An 18,763-nucleotide genomic window follows, 5' to 3' on the forward strand; every position below is an offset into this window, starting at 1 on the left:
GCTCCCATCAGGTTGTACAGACAGCAACACCCTGGCAACCGTGGGTTGTGCGGTGCAAGCAAAGGCCAGAGAATCACTCGATGTGATGACAAAGGGCCGGGGAGGGCTTTACCCAGGCACTTTCTCCCCCTTATAGGAGCCCTCACACCTGGAGGCCGGGACCGCCGGGAACTCCGGAGGGCCGCACGGCCGTTGACAGGAGTGACGGGCGGGGGCCGGCAGGCGGGGGGACGCACACCGGTACCGTCGACCGGACCGACGTACGACCGGCCGCATCGCAAGCGGCACATGAGCGGGGGGCGGAATGCGGGTGGAGACCGGGCCGGACGGCCGGGTGGGCGATACGGCCGTCCGCGCGGTGAACGGGCTCACCGCGCGGTGGGCGCAGGCCCTGCGCGAGGGCACGGTGTTCTCGGCGCCGGGCGTGTGGCCTCTGCTGGCCATCCTGGCCGACGGCGCGGCCGGGCCGGCGCGTGCGGAGCTGGCCGGCGCCCTGGGCGTGCCGGCCGAGCAGGCGGCCGGTGCCGCACGGGAGTTGCTGACGGGGCTGGCGTCGGTGTCCGGCCTGGACGCGGCGCTCGGCCTGTGGACGCACCACGGGCTGGCGCTGCGGGAGGAGTGGCGGGCCGGGCTGCCCGCCGGCACCCACGGAGTCTTCGGCGACGACCTCGTCACCGCGCAGGAGCGGCTGGACGCCTGGGCGGCCGAGCGGACCGGCGGGCTGGTCGAGCGCATGCCGGTGACGCTGACCCGGGACGCGCGGATGGTGCTGGCCACCGCTCTCGCGCTGCGCACGGACTGGCGGCAGCCCTTCACCGAGCGGCCGCTGCGGCCCGATGCCGGCCCCTGGCAGGGCCGCACCCTGCGCGGCCTGCACCGGCGCAGCGTGCGGCCGGACCGGGTGGGGGTGACGGGCACCCCGGACGGCTTCGTCACCGCGCTGACGGTGCCCGGGGACAACGGCGTCGACGTCCACCTGGTGCTCGGCGAGGAGCGCATGACGCCGGGTCAGGTGCTGGCGGCCGGCGTGGGCGTCGTGGAGCGCGGCCTGCCGCTGACCGGGGGCGGCGCGCTGCCGCACGGGCACGTGGGCCCCGGTCTGCACGTGGAGCAGCAGCCGGCCACCGCGCCGGAGCCGAGGACGCTGGACGTGACCACGGTGGCGTACGAGGTGCGGGCCGACCACGACCTGCTGGCGCTGCCGGGCCTCTTCGGCCTGACGACGGCGACCGACAAGGAGGCGGGCCACTTCCCGGGGGTGAGCCCCTATCCGCTGGCCGTCGGGGAGGCCCGCCAGTCGGCCGTGGCCCAGTTCGGCGCGCTCGGCTTCCGGGCGGCGGCGGTGACGGCGCTCATGCCGGTGGCGGCCGGCGCGGTCCCGCAGTACCGCTACGAGACGACGGTCGTCCGGGTCACCTTCGACCGCCCCTTCGCCTTCCTCGCCGTCGACCGCGAGTCCCGCCTGGTGCTGGCGGCGGGCTGGGTGACGGAACCGGCGCCGTACCCGGTCCCGGGCTTTTCGGGCGCCGTGCCGCCGGCCCCCTGACGGGGCGCCGACGCGGCGGGACCCGAGGGGCGCTAGCCCCCGAGTGCCGCTCCCCGTGGGACGTGGAACGGGACGGTGTGCCAGGGGCTGTCCGGGTGGGTGGCCAGGGTCCGGTGGGCGGCGAGCATCTCCTGGTACCAGCCGCCGAACTCCTCGTCGTCGAAGTGCAGGCAGCGGCCCAGCGCGTAGCCCGCGGAGAAGTCCTGCCACGAGGTGTGGGCCGACTGCGCGGCCTCGCTCGCCTCGACCACGGCCTCGCGCATCTCGGCGCGGGTGGCGAAGCGGGCGCCGTAGCCCCAGCGGGCCATCATCGAGGCGCGGCCGATGTCCCAGGCGGCGACCGAGCGCACCGCGGCGTCGGCCGCGAGCAGGCCGTCGGCGCGGAACCTGCCCTCGTAGCGCAGCACCTGCCCGACCAGGCCCACGACGTGCCCGACGAACTCCTCCCAGTCCGGGCCGATCCGGTCCGGCTGCTGCGCGGCGCGTTCGCGCAGCGTCCTCTCCACGGACTCGCGCCACGCGGTGGCGTCGACGGCCTGCAGCCGGCCGTCGGTGTGCCGGTGGGCGAGGGCGGTGCGCGTGTCGAGGACGAACTCCCAGTACCAAGGGGTGACCTCGCGGGCGAGGAGCCGCCGCTGGGTCTCCTGCCAGGAGGCCCGGTCGGTGACGCCCCACCACTTGGCGAGCCGCTCGTGCTCGATGGACAGGCCCAGGCCGTGGTAGTGCGGGTTGTTCCAGGCCTCGCCGTTGACGAAGCACATGTGGGCGCCGAGGGCCAGGCCGTGCAGCAGCGGGCCGAGGGGCGGCGCGCCGGTGCGCAGGGTGACGAGTCGTTCGGCGCGGCCGTCCTCGTCCCAGTGCTCGTTGTGCAGCGCCCGCCACACCCGGCGCTCCTCCGCGTCGGCCGCCATGAGCATCGGGCACGGGGTCTGGGTGTTCACCGCGATGCCGTCGACGTCACGGGGCAGGTCGTCGGCCAGTTCCCGCAGGGTGTACGCCTCGAAGACGAGGTGGGGGTGGGGACGCGGGAGCAGGCCGCGGGTGTAGACGGCGACGAGCCGCCCGACGGCGGTGTCGTGGACGTGGAAGGTGCGCCGGCCGGGATCGGGCGAGGTCTCCTCGCGGCGGAACGGCACGTACACGAGGTCGCCGGCGAGCGCCTCCAGGTAGGCGAGGGTCACGTCGCCCCGGGCCTCTTCCGCGGCCGCCTCGTCCGCCCACTCGCTCGCGGCATGGCGGGTCAGCAGGTCGTACAGGTGCTGTTCGAGCGCGTCGGGCGCCTGCCACGTGCCGGGCTCGGCGGGCGCGGGGACGTGCGGCAGCGCCTCGTCGTGATCGTCCAGTTCCCCGACGACGTACCGTTCCTCCGCCGGCCCCTCCCCCGCGTACCGCTCACCCCGAGCCGCCCGCTTCCGCCCTCCGAACACCCCACGCCCCCGCATCCGCGATCATGAACTACGGCCACTCTAACGGCCGCGGAATCGCACCCCGTTCGGGGCGATGTGCTTCTGTACGGGCATGACGGAACGCTTCTCTCCCGGACAGGTCATCGTGCGTCGCGAGGTGCTCGACGACCGGCCCTGGATCACCTACCCCGTGCGCGTGGTGGAGGACAGCGACGAGCTGTTGGCGCTGTACATGGCACAGCGCACGCCCATGACGTTCGGCTCGGATCCGTTCTCCTGGGGGCCGCATCCCTGGCAGGCCGTCGCGGACACGTGGCAGTCGCCCGGGGTGCTCCAGCTGCAGCGGCCCGGCGACCTGTACGCGGTGTGGGTCTTCTGGAACGACGACCGCTCCCGTCACGACTGGTACGTCAACTTCCAGCGGCCGTTCCGCAGGACGACCCTCGGGATCGACACCCTCGACCTCGAACTCGACATCCGGGTGCCCGGCGACGGCGGCCCCTACCGCTGGAAGGACGTCGACCACTTCGAGAGCCGGGCGGCGGCGGGCGGCTTCGCCGAGGGCGAGGCCGGCCGGGTACGCGAGGCGGCCCGTGAGCTGGCACGCGCCCTCGACCGGGGCGAGCCGTGGTGGGACCCGGCCTGGTCCCGCTGGCACCCGGATCCGGCCTGGACCGTTCCGGAACGCGTGCCGCAGACGCTGGCCGAGTCGGCGCGACCTGTTGACGATCTCGTGGCCCGGGTCCCGTCGAATGGCTACCGTTGACCCATGACCGCACTGCCCGACTGGATGCGCCCGCCGCGCGAGGAAGGCTGGTTCGCGGAGGACCTGGACCGCCTCCCCGAGGCACCACGCCACACCGAGCTGATCGACGGAGCCCTCGTCTTCATGATGTCGCCCCAGCGGTGGTGGCACGGCCACCTCGTCACCATGCTCACCGTCGCCCTGATGGAGCAGGCGCCCGGCGACGTCAGGGTCGGCCGTGAGATGACCATAAGGCTCGACGAACGGAACCGGCCGGAACCGGACCTGCTGTTGACGACGGCCGACTACGACGGAGACCGCACCTGGTTCACACCGGAGGAGGTACGGCTCGTGATCGAGGTGGCCTCCCCGGAGTCCGCGCACCGGGACCGCACGGTCAAGCTCCGCAAGTACGCGCAGGCGGGCATCCCGCACTACTGGTGCATCGAGGACGAGGGCGGCGCCCCCGTCGTGCACGTCTACGAACTCGACGGGCCGACCGGCGCCTACGCACCCGCCGGCATCTTCCGGGGCACCCTGAAGCGCCCGGTCCCGTTCGAGATCAGCCTGGATCTCGACAAGCTCGTCCCCCGGCGGGACGGCTAGGAGCCGGGACGGGAACGCGGCGGAGGCCGGACCCGACGGGGTCCGGCCTCCGCCGATCCGCGGGCGGTTGACCCAGCACCCCAGAGCAGCCATGAGCCATTGTGTACACATGAGACATTCGGTACTCTTGAGCGCATGACGCAGCCACTGCCCATAGAGTCCATTCGCGATGTCCGGGCGCACCTCGCCGAGGTCGTGGAGCGAGCCGACCGGGATGACCTCCCCACCGTGATCACCCGACGCGGCAAGCAGGTCGCCGCCGTCGTCTCCATCGAGGTGCTGCGCAAGTACCAGGAATGGGAAGAGCGCGAGATCAACCGGCTCATCGACGAGCGCATGGCCAACCGGGCCCCCGGCATCCCGATCGAGGACATCATGAGGGAGACGCTGGCACGCAGTGAGTGAGTACCGCACCGTCTTCCGACCCGAGGCTCAGGCCGAGCTCCGCAAGGTCCCGCGAGACACGGCCCTCCGAATTCTGGCCAAGCTGACTGAGCTGGAGAGCGACCCTACGGGCTTCAACACCACGGCCCTCGTCTCCCAGCCCGACCGGCGCCGCCTACGGGTAGGCGACTACCGCGTGGTCTACACGATCGACAACGGCGCGCTGGTGGTGTGGGTCGTGCACGTCGGGCATCGCTCCACTGTGTACGACACCTGAGCACGCCTGACGTCGGGTCAGAAGATCCAGCACCGATCCAGCACGGGATGGACGGAGGGGCCGGACTCTCACGAGTCCGGCCCCTCCTGACCTGCATGTTTGCCACGCCGAGCGACGTGGTGTTATTTCATCCGCTCACACGTTGAAGCGGAACTCCACCACGTCGCCGTCCTGCATCACGTAGTCCTTGCCCTCCATGCGGGCCTTGCCCTTGGCGCGGGCCTCGGTGACCGAGCCGGCCTCCATCAGGTCGGTGAAGGAGATGACCTCGGCCTTGATGAAGCCCTTCTGGAAGTCGGTGTGGATGACACCGGCCGCCTCGGGGGCCGTGGCGCCCTTCTTGATCGTCCAGGCGCGGGACTCCTTGGGGCCCGCCGTCAGGTACGTCTGGAGGCCGAGGGTGTTGAAGCCGACGCGGGCGAGAGTGGCGAGGCCGGGCTCGTCCTGGCCGACGGACTGGAGCAGCTCCAGGGCCTCCTCCTCGTCCAGCTCGGCGAGGTCGGCCTCCAGCTTCGCGTTGAGGAAGATCGCCTCGGCCGGGGCGACCAGGGCGCGCTGCTCGTTCTTGAAGTCCTCGTCGACCAGCTCGTCCTCGTCGACGTTGAAGACGTAGAGGAAGGGCTTGGTGGTGAGCAGGTGCAGGTCGTGCAGCAGCTCGGCGCGCTCGCTGCCCTGGACGATGCCGTGCGCGAAGAGCGTGTCGCCCTTCTCCAGGATCTCCTTGGCCTCCTCGACCGCCTTGACCTTGGGTGCGATGTCCTTCTTGATCCGCGACTCCTTCTGGAGCCGGGGCAGGACCTTCTCGATGGTCTGGAGGTCGGCGAGGATCAGCTCGGTGTTGATCGTCTCGATGTCGTCCTTCGGCGAGACCTTGCCGTCGACGTGGACGACGTTCTCGTCCTTGAAGGCGCGGATGACCTGGCAGATCGCGTCGGACTCACGGATGTTCGCGAGGAACTTGTTGCCCAGGCCCTCGCCCTCGGAGGCGCCGCGCACGATGCCGGCGATGTCGACGAAGTCGACCGTGGCCGGAAGGATGCGCTCCGACTTGAAGACCGAGGCCAGCTGGGCGAGGCGGGCGTCGGGCACGCCGACCACACCGACGTTGGGCTCGATCGTGGCGAACGGGTAGTTGGCCGCCAGCACGTCGTTCTTGGTCAGGGCGTTGAACAGGGTCGACTTGCCGACATTGGGCAGGCCGACGATTCCGATCGTGAGCGACACGTTGCGACTTCCCGTAGTTGAGTGGGCCAGGGGCTGCCAGGGGCCAGAGACCGACACTGGCCGATCCACCAGTTTACGGCGTCCCGGGCGCCCGCCTCGCGGGAGCGTCGAACGCCCGGCCAAGCTCCCGCCACCGGCGTGTCTGGGGGCCGATTGGGCACATAAACAGACCTAGGTTGGTCCCTGTGGAGCAACACAGAACGCGACCCTCGAACGACGGACCGCGACGCGGCACGCCCTCCTCGCCCCCGCTGCCGCCGCAGGCACGGCGCCGGCCGGGCGGCGGGCGCCGGCCCGCCCGGCCGGTGGGCGGGGTGCGGCCCGGCCCGGCGGCCCTCCGGCTGCCGAGCCCCCGGCTGACCGGACTCGGCAGCGGGCTGTTCTGCGCCGCGGCGATGTTCCTGCTCGGCTTCCTGGACCAGCTGCTGTTCGGCGCGTCCCTCACGGCCTACGGCGTGCTGTTCGTGCCGGTGTGCGTGCTGACCGCACTGTGGGTGCGCGCCGGGGACGTGCTGACCGCGCCCGTCGTCGCACCGATCGCCTTCGCCGTGGGCCTGCTGCCGGTCGCCGACGGCGGCGGGGGGCTGCTCGGCCGCATGCTGGGCCTGGTCACCGGCCTCGCCACCCAGGCGGGGTGGCTGTACGGCGGGACGCTCACCGCCGGGCTGATCGTGCTCGTCCGCCGGGTGCGCTGGGTACAGCGCCGCCGCCGACGAGGCTGACGTCGGCCCGGCCGGCCGGAGGAGGGAGCCGACGCCACGGGGCCGGCCCCTCCTCGCGCGAGCGCCGCCCAGGACCGAGGGCGGCCTCAGGCGTGCTGGGCCGCTCTCATCGCCGCCCCCACGATCCCCGCGTTGTTCTGCAGCTGCGCGGGGACGATCTCGGCCCTGATGTCCTCGATGAGGTGCAGGAACTTGTGGGCCTTGCGGCTGACGCCGCCGCCGATGATGAACAGCTCGGGGGAGAACAGCATCTCGACATGGGCCAGGTACTTCTGGACGCGGTGGGCCCACTGCTCCCAGCTGAGGTCGTGGTCCTCCTTGGCCTTGCTGGAGGCGCGCTTCTCCGCGTCGTGGCCGCTCAGCTCCAGGTGGCCCAGCTCGGTGTTCGGGAGCAGGGTGCCGTCCACGAAGACGGCGCTGCCGATGCCCGTGCCGAAGGTGAGCAGGATCACCGTGCCCCGGCGGCCGCGCCCGGCGCCGAACTCCATCTCGGCGACGCCCGCCGCGTCCGCGTCGTTGACCACGGTCACCGGGAGGCCGCCGAGTCTGCCGCTGAACAACGCGCGCGCGTCCGTGTCGATCCAGCTCTTGTCGACGTTCGCCGCCGTACGGACCGTAGCGCCGCCGGTGACCACTCCGGGGAAGGTCAGCCCGACCGGGCCGGTCCAGCCGAAGTGGTCCACGACCTGCTTGACCCCGTCGGCCACGCCGTCGGGCGTCGCCGGGTGCGGGGTGAGCACCTTGCAGCGCTCCTGGGCCAGGTCTCCCCGGTCCAGATCCACTGGGGCACCCTTGATCCCGGATCCGCCGATGTCCACGCCGAAGATCTGCATGGCTCCACGTTACGACGGGCCACCGACGGTCACGCCTCGGGTGTACCGCTTCCGCCGCGCTGGGCGACCAGGGCCGCCGCCTCCTCGCGCAGGTCACGGCGGAGTTCCTTGGGCAGCGAGAAGGTGATCGACTCCTCGGCGGCCTTGACCAGCTCCACGTCCGCGTAACCGCGCTCGGCGAGCCACTCCAGCACCTGCTCGACCAGCACCTCCGGCACGGAGGCCCCGGAGGTGACGCCGACCGTGGTCACGCCCTCCAGCCAGGCCTCGTCGATCTCGCTGGCGAAGTCCACCAGGTAGGCCTCGCGGGCGCCGGCGAGCTTGGCGACCTCGACCAGCCGCTTGGAGTTGGAGGAGTTGCGCGAGCCGACGACGATGACCAGCTCGGCCTCGGCGCCCATCTGCTTCACGGCGAGCTGCCGGTTCTGCGTGGCGTAGCAGATGTCGTCGCTGGGCGGGGAGACCAGCCCGGGGAACTTCGTCTTCAGGGCGTCGACGGTCTCCATGGTCTCGTCCACGGAGAGGGTGGTCTGGGAGAGCCAGACGACCTTCGACGGGTCGCGGACCTCGACCTTGTCGACGTCCGCGGGGCCGTCGACCAGCTGGATGTGGTCGGGGGCCTCGCCGGAGGTGCCGATGACCTCCTCGTGGCCCTCGTGGCCGATCAGGAGGATGTCGTAGTCCTCGCCCGCGTACCGGACGGCTTCCTTGTGGACCTTCGTGACCAGGGGGCAGGTGGCGTCGATGGTGGCGAGCCGGCCCTGCCGGGCCTCCTCGTGCACCACGGGGGCCACGCCGTGCGCCGAGAACATGACGATGTTGCCGGGCGGCACCTCCTCCGTGCGCTCGACGAAGACGGCGCCCTTCTTCTCCAGGGTCTGCACGACGTACTTGTTGTGGACGATCTCGTGCCGGACGTAGATCGGGGCCCCGTACTGCTCCAGGGCTTTTTCGACGGCGATCACGGCGCGGTCCACGCCGGCGCAGTAGCCCCGGGGGGCGGCGAGCAGGACACGGCGGCCAGACGAAGCGGTCATGCGTCCCATCGTAAGGCCGCGTTCGGGGGCCCGGAGATCGCGTGCCCGCGCACCGCCATGGCGTTCACCGCGTTCAGCTGCCGGTCGTCGTGGAGGCCGCGGGGGTGGCGCGGGTCGTCGGTGCCGCTTGGCTGGTGATCGGCTTGCTGGTGCCGGTGGGGCAGCGGGGGCGGCGGGACGTCCTTGGCAGCTGAGCTGCGGCACGATGCACGCGCGGCTCGCCGCAGCTCCTCAGGGACGCGGGGAACTGCGCGACCAGCCCCGCACCCACCCGCACCCGGCAACGCACCGAGCCTCTCTACGGCGCGCAGCCGCACTGTCGGCACCGGCCGTTAGGCTCGCCGCATGGCTGTGAACACCTCTCCCGAAACCCCGCTCCCCGTAGGCGAGGTCTCCCGTCTGATCGGGGGATGGATCGACCGGCTCGGCGCGGTGTGGGTGGAAGGACAGATCACGCAGCTGTCGCGCCGCCCCGGCGCCGGCGTCGTGTTCCTCACGCTGCGCGACCCGTCGTACGACATCTCGGTCAGCGTGACCTGCTACCGCCAGGTCTTCGACGCGGTCGCGGACGTCGTCGGCGAGGGCGCCCGTGTCGTCGTCCTGGCGAAGCCGGAGTGGTACGCCCCCCGGGGCCAGCTCTCCCTGCGGGCCGCCGAGATAAGGCCGGTCGGCGTCGGTGAGCTGCTGGCCCGGCTGGAGCAGCTGAAGAAGGCGCTCGCGGCCGAGGGCCTGTTCGCGCCGGAGCGGAAGAAGCCGCTGCCGTTCCTGCCGCAGCTGATCGGGCTGGTGTGCGGCCGGGCCTCCGCCGCGGAGCGGGACGTGCTGGAGAACGCCCGGCACCGCTGGCCCGCCGTCCGCTTCGAGGTGCGCAACGTGCCCGTGCAGGGGGTGCACGCCGTGCCCCAGGTGGTGCAGGCCGTCAAGGAGCTGGACGCGATCGACGAGGTGGACGTGATCATCGTCGCGCGCGGCGGCGGCAGCGTCGAGGATCTGCTGCCGTTCTCCGACGAGCAGCTGGTGCGGGCCGTGGCCGAGTGCCGCACGCCCGTGGTGTCCGCGATCGGGCACGAGCCGGACAACCCGCTGCTGGACCATGTCGCCGACCTGCGCGCGTCCACGCCGACGGACGCGGCGAAGAAGGTCGTACCGGACGTCGGCGAGGAGCTGGAGCGGGTGCGGATGCTGCGGGACCGGGCGCGGCGCTGCATGAACGCGTATCTGGAGCGGGAGGAGCGCGGGCTGGCGCACGCGCTGGCGCGGCCCTCGATAGAGGATCCGCACCGGATGCTCGACGAGCGCGCCGACCATGTGGTCTCGCTGCTGGAGCGCGGCCGGCGGACCCTGGGGCATCTGCTGGACCGCGCGGACTCGGAGCTGACGCACACGCACGCGCGCGTGGTGGCCCTCTCCCCCGCCGCGACGCTCCAGCGCGGTTACGCGGTGCTCCAGCGGGCGGACGGGCACGTGGTGCGCGGTCCGGCAGAGGTGACGGCGGGCGAGGCGCTGCGGGCCCGCGTCGCCGACGGTGAATTCACAGTGAAGGTGAGCGAATGACGAGCAAGGTGGACGAGGCGCTCTCGTACGAGCAGGCGCGGGACGAGCTGATCGAGGTGGTACGGCGGCTGGAGGCGGGCGGTACGACGCTGGAGGAGTCCCTGGCGCTGTGGGAGCGCGGCGAGGAGCTGGCCAAGGTGTGCCGGCGCTGGCTGGAGGGCGCCCGCGCGCGGCTGGACGCGGCGCTGGCCGAGGAGGAGGCGGAAGAGGAGGAGAGCGCCGAGTAGGCGCCCGGCCCCGTCGGCTGTGAGGCGGGTCACCGCGGCCCGGCTTTTGTTGAAGGTTGAACTTCGCTGGCGTAGTGTCGTCCCGTCAGCCGATCCGGACCGCGGTCCGGTACGTCGGATCAAGACGTCTACCAGGAAGTCCACGCATGTCTCTCGTTCTTGACCCCGCCGCCCAGGACCTGCTGTTCCGTGAGGCCCGCACCGCGAACACCTTCACCGACGAGCCGGTGACCGAGGAGCAGGTCCAGGCGATCTACGACCTGGTCAAGTACGGCCCGACCGCCTTCAACCAGAGCCCGCTGCGCATCACCCTGGTCCGCTCCCCCGAGGCACGTGAGCGCCTGGTGAAGCACATGGCCGAGGGCAACCAGCCGAAGACGGCCGCCGCCCCGCTGGTCGCGATCCTCTCCGCGGACAACGAGTTCCACGAGGAGCTGCCGGCCCTCTTCCCGCACTTCCCGCAGGCCGCGGACCTCTTCTTCAGCGAGCGTCCGGCCCGTGAGGGCGCCGCCGCGCTGAACGCCGCGCTGCAGGCCGCCTACTTCATCATCGGCGTCCGTGCCGCGGGCCTCGCCGCCGGCCCGATGACCGGCTTCGACTTCGAGGGCGTCCGCAAGGAATTCCTGGACGACGACCACACCCCGCTGATGGTCGTCAACATCGGCAAGCCGGGCCCGGACGCCTGGTTCCCGCGCTCGCCGCGCCTGGCGTACGAGGACGTCGTCACGACCGTCTGAGCGGATCCGCACGGCAAGAGGCCCCCGGCAACCGCCGGGGGCCTCTTCGCGTGCGCGCGGACGGTGCGGGTCACTCCATCTTCAGCGCGGCCGCCATCGTCGTCAGCTCCTCGAAGGAGCCGGTGCCGGCCACCACCGTGGTGGAGCCGGGGGTGTTCTGCAGGACCAGGGCGTCGTACCGGCCGCCGGTCCAGCGGGTCCAGGTGCGGCCGTCGATCGTCTCGGTCCGCTTCGTCGCCGAGCCGCCCTGGCTGGCCTGGTCGATGAAGTCGGCACGCTTCTGCGTGGACTGCTCGACCTGCACGTACTGGCCGCCCGGGGTCTGGAAGCCGAGGTGCCAGCGGTCGGAGTTCTCGCCCTGGAAGCGTACGGAGGTCGCCTTCCAGGTACTCGGCAGCCCCTCGGGCGCGGCCACCGGGTAGCTCGCCGCACGGCGGGCCGTGAGCAGCTCGACCCGGTAGTCGACCCGCTTGAGGTCGGGTGCGTGATCGTCGTGCGGGATGGTGAGGAAGTAGACGACCGCCGCCGCGATGCCGATCAGGGCCAGGGAGAGAACCATGTCCCGGGCCGTCTTCTGCTTGCCGTTCGAACCTGCCACGCCCTCTATCGTCGCAGGTGTCCCATGCGCTCATCCGTGGGGTCCCCTGCTCATTTTGTCTGTCCGGCGATAGAGTCAGGGTCCAATACCCTCATCCGGCCGTCGTCGTATCAGAAAGGTGCGCTCCGATGACCGAAAATCATCACCTGCCGTCCGAGCTCGATGTTCCCTCCGAAGCTCCCGACCGCAACCTCGCCCTGGAACTCGTCCGGGTGACCGAAGCCGCCGCGATGGCCGCGGGCCGCTGGGTGGGGCGCGGTGACAAGAACGGCGCCGACGGCGCCGCGGTGCGCGCCATGCGGACCCTCGTCTCGACCGTGTCGATGAACGGCGTGGTCGTCATCGGCGAGGGCGAGAAGGACGAGGCCCCGATGCTCTTCAACGGGGAGCAGGTGGGCGATGGCACCGGCCCCGAGGTCGACATCGCCGTCGACCCGATCGACGGCACCACGCTCACGGCCAAGGGCATGCCGAACGCGATCGCCGTGCTGGCCGCCGCCGAGCGCGGCGCCATGTTCGACCCGTCCGCCGTGTTCTACATGGACAAGCTGGTCACCGGCCCCGAGGCGGCCGACTTCGTCGACATCAACGCGCCCGTCGAGGTGAACATCCGCCGGATCGCGAAGGCCAAGCGGTCCGCGCCGGAGGACGTGACCGTCGTCATCCTGGACCGGCCGCGGCACGAGGGCCTGATCCGTGAGGTCCGGGAGGCCGGCGCGCGCATCAAGCTGATCTCGGACGGCGATGTCGCCGGCTCGGTGTACGCGCTGCGCGAGGGCACCGGCGTCGACCTGCTGCTCGGCATCGGCGGCACGCCGGAGGGCATCATCTCGGCCTGCGCCGTGAAGTGTCTGGGCGGCACCATCCAGGGCAAGCTGTGGCCCAAGGACGACGAGGAGCGGCAGCGGGCGATCGACGCGGGGCACGACCTGGACCGCGTGCTCACCACCGACGACCTGGTGTCCGGGGAGAACGTGTTCTTCGTCGCGACCGGCATCACCGACGGGGAGCTGCTGCGGGGCGTGCAGTACCGCTCGGAGACCGCGCTCACCGAGTCGATCGTGATGCGGTCGAAGTCGGGGACCGTGCGGAGGATCTATTCCGAGCACCGGCTGAGCAAGCTGCGGGCCTACAGCGCGATCGACTTCGACCGGGCCAAGTAGGCCCTGCGGGGCGTCCCGCGCCCCCGCATCACAGGAGCGCCCTCTGTGCGGAGAGGGCGCTCCTTGTCCGGCTTCTCAGCCCGCTATGCGGTTCGCCGCCGTCGCGCGTGCCGCCTTCTTCAGTTCCATCTCGCGCCTGCGGCGCCGCGCCAGCACCACCCGGCGTTCGGCTGCCGTGAGGCCGCCCCAGACGCCGTAGGGCTCGGGCTGCAGGAGTGCGTGTTCGCGGCACTCGACCATGACCGGGCAGCGGGAACAGACCCGCTTGGCCGCCTCTTCGCGGGACAGCCGGGCGGCGGTCGGTTCCTTCGACGGGGCGAAGAACAGACCGGCCTCGTCGCGCCGGCACACCGCCTCGGTGTGCCAGGGTGCGTCTTGATCCCTGTCTCGCGCTGGCACCCGCTGGGCCGGAACGGCAGCTACCTGCAGGGACGAATGCGGCGGTTGCAGCACGGTCTACTCCTGACGACGGCTTCGCGAGCGAGAGACGATGCAGCAAGGCCTACCCGCTGTGCGCGCGCCTATGCACAGCGTTCCCATCCGCAGGCGCGCGGCGCGTCGCTCACGCCCCCGGCGTCAGTGCCCCAGGTGTCTGCGCAGCTTGCGGTCGACCTTGTCGTGGACGCGCTCCAGGATGTCGGCCACCAGCTTGCCCCGCTTGGCCCGCGCCTCCACGTTGCCGAGGACGGCCCAGCCGTCGACGTAGACCACCGGCGCCTCGGGGTCGGCCGAGTCGAGCGGGCCGACCTCGAAGTTGCCGAGCACACCGCCCCCGGTGCCGCGCAGCGAGACGTTCTCCGGGACGCGGATCTGGACGTCGCCGAAGACGGAGACGGCCCTGATCACCACCTGCTGGTACTCGAAGACCGCCTCGCTCAGGTCGATCTCGACGCTGCCGAAGACGGCGTACGCGTGCAGCCGGCGTCCGGCCCGCCAGCGGCCCCGGCGCATGGCGCTGCTGAACACCGCCACCACGTTGGCGTCCGCCTCGGCCGGGATCGCGCCCGGGCTGGGGCGCGGCGGGGCGGGCATGGACGCGGGCCCGGCGGGGCGCCGGTGGCCGGCGGGCAGGTCCCGGATGAAGACCTCCAGTTCGCCCACCGTCTTGGCGTGCAGCACCCCGTCCACGCGCTCGGCGTGCTCGTCGGCGGTCAGCCGGCCCTCGGCGAGGGCCTCGCGGAGGATGTCGGCGACCCGGTCGCGGTCGGCGTCGGAGGCGCGCAGCTCGGCTGCGGGCGTGGGTGCGTTCTGCTTCTGAAGGTCCACGGCAGCAGGGTACCCAAACACGATAGATCGCGATACCCCTGACTGAGCCTTACCTCACAGGTTCGCCGTCGGCGGCAGGTTCTACCCTGGGGAGGCTCGCCAGCGTCGGCGGGCGGCCGTCCGTCAGAGTGAGGAATGGGCTGAGATGCCTGAGTTCGCGTACACCGATCTGCTCCCCCAGGGCGAGGACACCACCCCGTACCGGCTGGTGACGTCCGAGGGCGTGTCCACCGTCGAGGGACCGGACGGGCGGACGTTCCTCAAGGTGGAGCCGGAGGCACTGCGCAAGCTGGCCGAGGAGGCCATCCACGACATCCAGCACTACCTGCGCCCGGCGCACCTCGCCCAGCTCCGCCGGATCATCGACGACCCGGAGGCGTCGAGCAACGACAAGTTCGTCGCGCTCGACCTGCTGAAGAACGCGAACATCGCGGCGGCCGGCGTGCTGCCCATGTGCCAGGACACCGGCACCGCGATCGTGATGGGCAAGCGCGGCCAGAACGTGCTGACGGCGGGCCGCGACGAGGAGGCGCTCAGCCACGGCATCTACGACGCCTACACCAAGCTGAACCTGCGCTACTCGCAGATGGCTCCGCTCACCATGTGGGAGGAGAAGAACACCGGCTCCAACCTGCCCGCGCAGATCGAGCTGTACGCCACCGACGGCGGCGCGTACAAGTTCCTGTTCATGGCGAAGGGCGGCGGCTCCGCGAACAAGTCCTTCCTGTACCAGGAGACGAAGGCAGTCCTCAACGAGGCCTCCATGATGAAGTTCCTGGAGGAGAAGATCCGTTCGCTCGGTACGGCCGCCTGCCCGCCGTACCACCTGGCGATCGTCGTCGGCGGCACCAGCGCCGAGTACGCGCTGAAGACCGCGAAGTACGCCTCCGCTCACTACCTGGACGAGATCCCGGCGGAGGGCTCCGCACTCGGCCACGGCTTCCGGGACAAGGAGCTGGAGCAGAAGGTCTTCGAGCTGACCCAGAAGATCGGCATCGGCGCGCAGTTCGGCGGCAAGTACTTCTGCCACGACGTGCGTGTGGTCCGCCTCCCGCGGCACGGCGCGTCCTGCCCGGTCGCGATCGCCGTCTCCTGCTCGGCCGACCGCCAGGCCGTCGCGAAGATCACCGCCGAGGGCGTCTTCCTGGAGCAGCTGGAGAAGGACCCGGCGCGCTTCCTGCCGGACACCACGGACGAGCACCTCGACGAGGCGTCCGACGTGGTGAAGATCGACCTGAACCAGCCGATGGACACGATCCTCGCCGAGCTGACCAAGTACCCGGTGAAGACCCGCCTGTCGCTGACCGGTCCGCTGGTCGTGGCCCGTGACATCGCGCACGCCAAGATCAAGGAGCGGCTGGACGCGGGCGAGGAGATGCCGCAGTACCTGAAGGACCACCCGGTGTACTACGCGGGTCCGGCGAAGACCCCCGAGGGCTACGCCTCCGGCTCCTTCGGCCCGACCACCGCCGGCCGCATGGACTCCTACGTCGAGCAGTTCCAGGCCGCGGGCGGCTCCAAGGTGATGCTCGCCAAGGGCAACCGCAGCAAGCAGGTCACCGACGCGTGTGCCGCGCACGGCGGCTTCTACCTCGGCTCCATCGGCGGCCCGGCCGCCCGCCTCGCCCAGGACTGCATCAAGAAGGTGGAGGTCCTGGAGTACGAGGAGCTGGGCATGGAGGCGGTCTGGAAGATCGAGGTCGAGGACTTCCCGGCGTTCATCGTGGTGGACGACAAGGGCAACGACTTCTTCCAGGATCCCGCGCCGCAGCCGACGTTCACGTCGATTCCGGTCCGGGGACCGGGCCTGGCGTAGTACCTACGGCGCGGCGGGGGAGGAATGCCGCCCCCGCCGCCCGTACCCGTCCCGTCCCCCAGGGGCTCCGCCCCTTCGACCCCGCTGGGGCTGCGCCCCCAGACCCCGCTTCGGCCCTGAACCGGCCCTCGTCCTCGAACACCCGGCCCGCGGCCGACGTTCACGACGATCCCGGTGCGGGGGCCGGGCCTCGCCTGACCCCGTGACGGACGCCCGCCCCCGGTGAGCACAGGGGCGGGCGGCCGGGGCGCCTCGGAAGGGTCACCCCCCGGGTGGACCAGGGCCCGGAACATCGCCGGCCTTCCGATCGCTATACGGGTATGAGCGAATACCGGATCGAGCACGACTCCATGGGTGAGGTACGCGTCCCCGCGGAGGCCAAGTGGCGGGCCCAGACGCAGCGTGCCGTGGAGAACTTCCCCATCTCCGGCCAGCGCATCGAGCGGGCCCACATCGAGGCGCTGGCCCGCATCAAGGCGGCGGCGGCGAAGGTCAACGCCGAGCTGGGCGTGCTGGACAAGGACGTGGCCGAGGCGATCCAGGAGGCGGCAGGCGAGGTCGCCGCGGGCAAGTGGGACGAACACTTCCCGGTGGACGTGTTCCAGACCGGCTCCGGCACCTCGTCCAACATGAACACCAACGAGGTCGTCGCCACGCTCGCGACCGAGCGGCTCGGCCGGGACGTGCACCCCAACGACCACGTCAACGCCTCGCAGTCGTCGAACGACGTCTTCCCGTCCTCGATCCACATCGCGGCCACCGCCGCCGTCACCCACGACCTGATCCCGGCCCTGGAGCACCTCGCCGCCTCCCTGGAGCGCAAGTCCGAGGAGTTCGCGGACGTGGTGAAGTCGGGCCGGACCCATCTGATGGACGCCACCCCCGTGACGCTCGGCCAGGAGTTCGGCGGGTACGCGGCCCAGGTGCGCTACGGCGTCGAGCGCCTCAGGGCCTCCCTGCCGCGCCTCGCCGAACTGCCGCTGGGCGGCACGGCGGTCGGCACCGGCATCAACACCCCGCCCGGGTTCTCCGCCGCCGTCATCGAGGAGGTCGCCCGGGCCACCGGGCTGCCGCTGACCGAGGCCCGCGACCACTTCGAGGCGCAGGGTGCCCGGGACGGCATCGTGGAGGCCAGCGGGCAGCTGCGGACCATCGCGGTCGGCCTGACGAAGATCGCCAACGATCTGCGCTGGATGTCCTCCGGGCCGCGCACCGGCCTCGCCGAGATCCGGTTGCCCGACCTCCAGCCCGGCTCCTCGATCATGCCGGGCAAGGTCAACCCGGTGGTCCCGGAGGCCGTGCTGATGGTCGCCGCCCAGGTGATCGGCAACGACGCCACCATCACCACCGCGGGCGCCGCCGGCAACTTCGAACTGAACGTCATGCTCCCGGTCATCGCCAAGAACGTCCTGGAGTCGGTCCGGCTGCTCGCCAACGTCTCGCGGCTGCTGGCCGACCGCACGATCGACGGCATCACCGCCGACCGCGAACGCGCCCGCGAGTACGCCGAGTCGTCGCCCTCGGTGGTGACCCCGCTGAACAAGTACATCGGCTACGAGGAGGCCGCGAAGGTCGCCAAGAAGTCCCTCGCCGAGCGCAAGACGATCCGCGAAGTCGTCCTGGAGAGCGGGTACGTGGAGCGCGGCGACCTGACGCTGGAACAGCTCGACGCGGCGCTGGATGTCCTGCGGATGACGCGCCCGTAACCGCGAGCGAACCTTTCCGGCCAGGTGCGCACCGGGTGACGCGCACCGCAGCGTCGTATGCCCGTGGCACCTAATATCTGTCCATGACGGACGACGGACGGGTGACACGAGTGACGGCGGGAGCCGGGACGTACTGGACCCCCGGGACGCACATCCTGTGGCGCTACCGGGAGAACGGCGGCGAGCACTTCCACATCGCCCGGCCCGTCACCGTCGTACGTGACGACGCGGAGCTGCTGGCGGTGTGGCTCGCCCCCGGGACCGAGTGCGTGAAGCCGGTCCTGGCCGACGGTACGCCCGTGCACCTGGAGCCGCTGGAGTCCCGTTACACCAAGCCGCGCACCGTCCAGCGGGACCGCTGGTTCGGCACCGGCGTGCTGAAGGTGGCCGAGCCCGGCCGGCCGTGGTCGGTGTGGCTGTTCTGGGAGCCGGGCTGGCGGTTCAAGAACTGGTACGTCAACCTGGAGCGGCCACTGGCCCGTTGGGCGGGCGGGGTGGACTCCGAGGACCACTTCCTGGACATCTCGGTGCACCCGGACCGGACGTGGCACTGGCGGGACGAGGACGAGTTCGCGCAGGCCCAGCGGGACGGGCTGATGGACGCGGCGACCGCCGAGCGGGTGCGGGCGGCCGGACGGGAGGCGGTGGAGGTGATCCGCGCGTGGGGGTCGCCGTTCGCGGACGGCTGGCAGCACTGGCGCCCGGACCCGTCCTGGGCGGTACCTTCTCTCCCCGAGGACTGGCACCGTACTCCCGCGCATCTGTCCTCATGAGACCCTTGATGCGCCCCCAGGCAAGAAACGTAGGATCGTCCTCCGCAAGGGCGCGTAACTTCCGGAGCATGAGCCGGGCTTGACCGATCGTCACCGAGGGGCGGCAGGACGTGAGCGAGGGGTACCAGGGCACCACCAGGAAG

20 protein-coding genes are annotated in these 18,763 nt (G+C 71.4%); 13 read left to right on the forward strand and 7 right to left on the reverse strand.

Annotated elements, in window-relative coordinates; all coding sequences use genetic code 11:
- Positions 1–304: 304 nt before the first annotated feature.
- The gene (locus ACIP4Y_RS15005) at positions 305–1,546 is read left to right on the forward strand and encodes a serpin family protein (RefSeq protein ID WP_401392747.1); all 1,242 of its coding nucleotides are present in this window, start codon (positions 305–307) and stop codon (positions 1,544–1,546) included.
- A gap of 32 nt (positions 1,547–1,578) precedes the next feature.
- On the opposite strand, the gene ACIP4Y_RS15010 is transcribed toward ACIP4Y_RS15005, so the two are convergent.
- Positions 1,579–2,973 (reverse strand): DUF1266 domain-containing protein, encoded by a 1,395-nt coding sequence (locus ACIP4Y_RS15010; protein ID WP_401392750.1) that lies wholly within the window; start codon positions 2,971–2,973, stop codon positions 1,579–1,581.
- Positions 2,974–3,064: 91 nt separating this feature from the next.
- On the opposite strand from ACIP4Y_RS15010, the gene ACIP4Y_RS15015 reads away from it, so the two are divergent.
- From ACIP4Y_RS15015 to ACIP4Y_RS15030, 4 genes are all read left to right on the forward strand, one after another.
- Positions 3,065–3,718, forward strand: coding sequence for a DUF402 domain-containing protein (locus ACIP4Y_RS15015; RefSeq protein WP_401392753.1), 654 nt, complete (start codon positions 3,065–3,067; stop codon positions 3,716–3,718).
- A gap of 3 nt (positions 3,719–3,721) precedes the next feature.
- The gene (locus tag ACIP4Y_RS15020; protein ID WP_401392756.1) at positions 3,722–4,303 is read left to right on the forward strand and encodes a Uma2 family endonuclease; all 582 of its coding nucleotides are present in this window, start codon (positions 3,722–3,724) and stop codon (positions 4,301–4,303) included.
- A 135-nt stretch (positions 4,304–4,438) separates the two neighbouring features.
- Entirely contained in the window at positions 4,439–4,708 is a 270-nt protein-coding gene (locus tag ACIP4Y_RS15025) for a type II toxin-antitoxin system Phd/YefM family antitoxin (RefSeq protein WP_401392759.1), read from the forward strand.
- Complete coding sequence (locus ACIP4Y_RS15030; protein ID WP_401392762.1) at positions 4,701–4,964, forward strand: type II toxin-antitoxin system RelE/ParE family toxin; 264 nt, start codon at positions 4,701–4,703, stop codon at positions 4,962–4,964. The genes ACIP4Y_RS15025 and ACIP4Y_RS15030 overlap by 8 nt, the downstream gene beginning before the upstream one ends.
- A 135-nt stretch (positions 4,965–5,099) precedes the next feature.
- Here ACIP4Y_RS15030 and ychF read toward each other — a convergent pair whose 3' ends face one another.
- Positions 5,100–6,188, reverse strand: coding sequence for a redox-regulated ATPase YchF (gene ychF, locus ACIP4Y_RS15035; protein WP_358639216.1), 1,089 nt, complete (start codon positions 6,186–6,188; stop codon positions 5,100–5,102).
- A 185-nt stretch (positions 6,189–6,373) separates the two neighbouring features.
- Here ychF and ACIP4Y_RS15040 point away from each other — a divergent pair, with 185 nt between their 5' ends.
- Entirely contained in the window at positions 6,374–6,910 is a 537-nt protein-coding gene (locus tag ACIP4Y_RS15040; protein ID WP_401392766.1) for a DUF6542 domain-containing protein, read from the forward strand.
- Between the two features lie 86 nt (positions 6,911–6,996).
- Here the strand turns inward: ACIP4Y_RS15040 and ppgK are convergent, their stop codons facing one another.
- Both ppgK and ACIP4Y_RS15050 read right to left on the reverse strand, forming a co-directional pair.
- Entirely contained in the window at positions 6,997–7,743 is a 747-nt protein-coding gene (gene ppgK / locus ACIP4Y_RS15045) for a polyphosphate--glucose phosphotransferase (RefSeq protein WP_401392769.1), read from the reverse strand.
- 29 nt (positions 7,744–7,772) lie between these two features.
- The gene (locus tag ACIP4Y_RS15050; protein WP_401392772.1) at positions 7,773–8,780 is read right to left on the reverse strand and encodes a 4-hydroxy-3-methylbut-2-enyl diphosphate reductase; all 1,008 of its coding nucleotides are present in this window, start codon (positions 8,778–8,780) and stop codon (positions 7,773–7,775) included.
- Positions 8,781–9,125: 345 nt separating this feature from the next.
- Here ACIP4Y_RS15050 and xseA point away from each other — a divergent pair, with 345 nt between their 5' ends.
- The 3 genes from xseA to ACIP4Y_RS15065 all read left to right on the forward strand — a co-directional run bounded on the left by xseA (position 9,126) and on the right by ACIP4Y_RS15065 (position 11,298).
- Complete coding sequence (gene xseA, locus ACIP4Y_RS15055) at positions 9,126–10,334, forward strand: exodeoxyribonuclease VII large subunit (protein WP_401392775.1); 1,209 nt, start codon at positions 9,126–9,128, stop codon at positions 10,332–10,334.
- Positions 10,331–10,561 (forward strand): exodeoxyribonuclease VII small subunit, encoded by a 231-nt coding sequence (locus ACIP4Y_RS15060; RefSeq protein ID WP_401392778.1) that lies wholly within the window; start codon positions 10,331–10,333, stop codon positions 10,559–10,561. The genes xseA and ACIP4Y_RS15060 overlap by 4 nt, the downstream gene beginning before the upstream one ends.
- Positions 10,562–10,707: 146 nt before the next feature.
- Positions 10,708–11,298 carry a malonic semialdehyde reductase gene (locus ACIP4Y_RS15065; RefSeq protein ID WP_358639232.1) on the forward strand — a complete coding sequence of 197 codons (591 nt, stop codon included), beginning with the start codon at positions 10,708–10,710 and terminating at the stop codon, positions 11,296–11,298.
- A 70-nt stretch (positions 11,299–11,368) separates the two neighbouring features.
- Here ACIP4Y_RS15065 and ACIP4Y_RS15070 read toward each other — a convergent pair whose 3' ends face one another.
- Positions 11,369–11,896: a DUF4245 domain-containing protein gene (locus tag ACIP4Y_RS15070; RefSeq protein ID WP_401392782.1), complete on the reverse strand. Its 528-nt coding sequence runs from the start codon at positions 11,894–11,896 to the stop codon at positions 11,369–11,371.
- Positions 11,897–12,024: 128 nt separating this feature from the next.
- Between ACIP4Y_RS15070 and glpX the strand changes: the two genes are divergently transcribed.
- Positions 12,025–13,059 carry a class II fructose-bisphosphatase gene (gene glpX, locus ACIP4Y_RS15075; protein WP_401392785.1) on the forward strand — a complete coding sequence of 345 codons (1,035 nt, stop codon included), beginning with the start codon at positions 12,025–12,027 and terminating at the stop codon, positions 13,057–13,059.
- 75 nt (positions 13,060–13,134) lie between these two features.
- Here glpX and ACIP4Y_RS15080 read toward each other — a convergent pair whose 3' ends face one another.
- Both ACIP4Y_RS15080 and ACIP4Y_RS15085 read right to left on the reverse strand, forming a co-directional pair.
- On the reverse strand, positions 13,135–13,512 hold the full coding sequence (locus ACIP4Y_RS15080) for a WhiB family transcriptional regulator (RefSeq protein WP_208034030.1): 378 nt from the start codon (positions 13,510–13,512) through the stop codon (positions 13,135–13,137).
- 123 nt (positions 13,513–13,635) lie between these two features.
- On the reverse strand, positions 13,636–14,325 hold the full coding sequence (locus ACIP4Y_RS15085; protein ID WP_401392788.1) for a DUF1707 domain-containing protein: 690 nt from the start codon (positions 14,323–14,325) through the stop codon (positions 13,636–13,638).
- A 145-nt stretch (positions 14,326–14,470) separates the two neighbouring features.
- On the opposite strand from ACIP4Y_RS15085, the gene ACIP4Y_RS15090 reads away from it, so the two are divergent.
- The 3 genes from ACIP4Y_RS15090 (at position 14,471) to ACIP4Y_RS15100 (ending at position 18,620) form a co-directional block, all read left to right on the forward strand.
- Positions 14,471–16,141: a fumarate hydratase gene (locus ACIP4Y_RS15090; protein WP_401392791.1), complete on the forward strand. Its 1,671-nt coding sequence runs from the start codon at positions 14,471–14,473 to the stop codon at positions 16,139–16,141.
- 320 nt (positions 16,142–16,461) lie between these two features.
- Entirely contained in the window at positions 16,462–17,847 is a 1,386-nt protein-coding gene (locus ACIP4Y_RS15095) for a class II fumarate hydratase (RefSeq protein WP_401392794.1), read from the forward strand.
- Positions 17,848–17,930: 83 nt separating this feature from the next.
- The gene (locus tag ACIP4Y_RS15100) at positions 17,931–18,620 is read left to right on the forward strand and encodes a DUF402 domain-containing protein (RefSeq protein WP_401392797.1); all 690 of its coding nucleotides are present in this window, start codon (positions 17,931–17,933) and stop codon (positions 18,618–18,620) included.
- Positions 18,621–18,763 lie beyond the last annotated feature (143 nt).

The sequence above is a fragment of the Streptomyces sp. NPDC088810 genome (genome assembly GCF_044750305.1).
GTDB lineage: Bacteria > Actinomycetota > Actinomycetes > Streptomycetales > Streptomycetaceae > Streptomyces.

What these genes read in the sequence shown, in the direction of transcription:
- ACIP4Y_RS15005 (WP_401392747.1), top strand. Translation starts at nt 305, where the DNA reads ATGCGGGTGGAGACCGGGCCGGACGGCCGGGTGGGCGATACGGCCGTC.
- ACIP4Y_RS15015 (WP_401392753.1), top strand. Translation starts at nt 3,065, where the DNA reads ATGACGGAACGCTTCTCTCCCGGACAGGTCATCGTGCGTCGCGAGGTG.
- ACIP4Y_RS15020 (WP_401392756.1), top strand. Translation starts at nt 3,722, where the DNA reads ATGACCGCACTGCCCGACTGGATGCGCCCGCCGCGCGAGGAAGGCTGG.
- ACIP4Y_RS15025 (WP_401392759.1), top strand. Translation starts at nt 4,439, where the DNA reads ATGACGCAGCCACTGCCCATAGAGTCCATTCGCGATGTCCGGGCGCAC.
- ppgK (WP_401392769.1), bottom strand. Translation starts at nt 7,743, where the DNA reads ATGCAGATCTTCGGCGTGGACATCGGCGGATCCGGGATCAAGGGTGCC.
- ACIP4Y_RS15050 (WP_401392772.1), bottom strand. Translation starts at nt 8,780, where the DNA reads ATGACCGCTTCGTCTGGCCGCCGTGTCCTGCTCGCCGCCCCCCGGGGC.
- xseA (WP_401392775.1), top strand. Translation starts at nt 9,126, where the DNA reads ATGGCTGTGAACACCTCTCCCGAAACCCCGCTCCCCGTAGGCGAGGTC.
- ACIP4Y_RS15060 (WP_401392778.1), top strand. Translation starts at nt 10,331, where the DNA reads ATGACGAGCAAGGTGGACGAGGCGCTCTCGTACGAGCAGGCGCGGGAC.
- ACIP4Y_RS15065 (WP_358639232.1), top strand. Translation starts at nt 10,708, where the DNA reads ATGTCTCTCGTTCTTGACCCCGCCGCCCAGGACCTGCTGTTCCGTGAG.
- glpX (WP_401392785.1), top strand. Translation starts at nt 12,025, where the DNA reads ATGACCGAAAATCATCACCTGCCGTCCGAGCTCGATGTTCCCTCCGAA.
- ACIP4Y_RS15090 (WP_401392791.1), top strand. Translation starts at nt 14,471, where the DNA reads ATGCCTGAGTTCGCGTACACCGATCTGCTCCCCCAGGGCGAGGACACC.
- ACIP4Y_RS15095 (WP_401392794.1), top strand. Translation starts at nt 16,462, where the DNA reads ATGAGCGAATACCGGATCGAGCACGACTCCATGGGTGAGGTACGCGTC.
- ACIP4Y_RS15100 (WP_401392797.1), top strand. Translation starts at nt 17,931, where the DNA reads ATGACGGACGACGGACGGGTGACACGAGTGACGGCGGGAGCCGGGACG.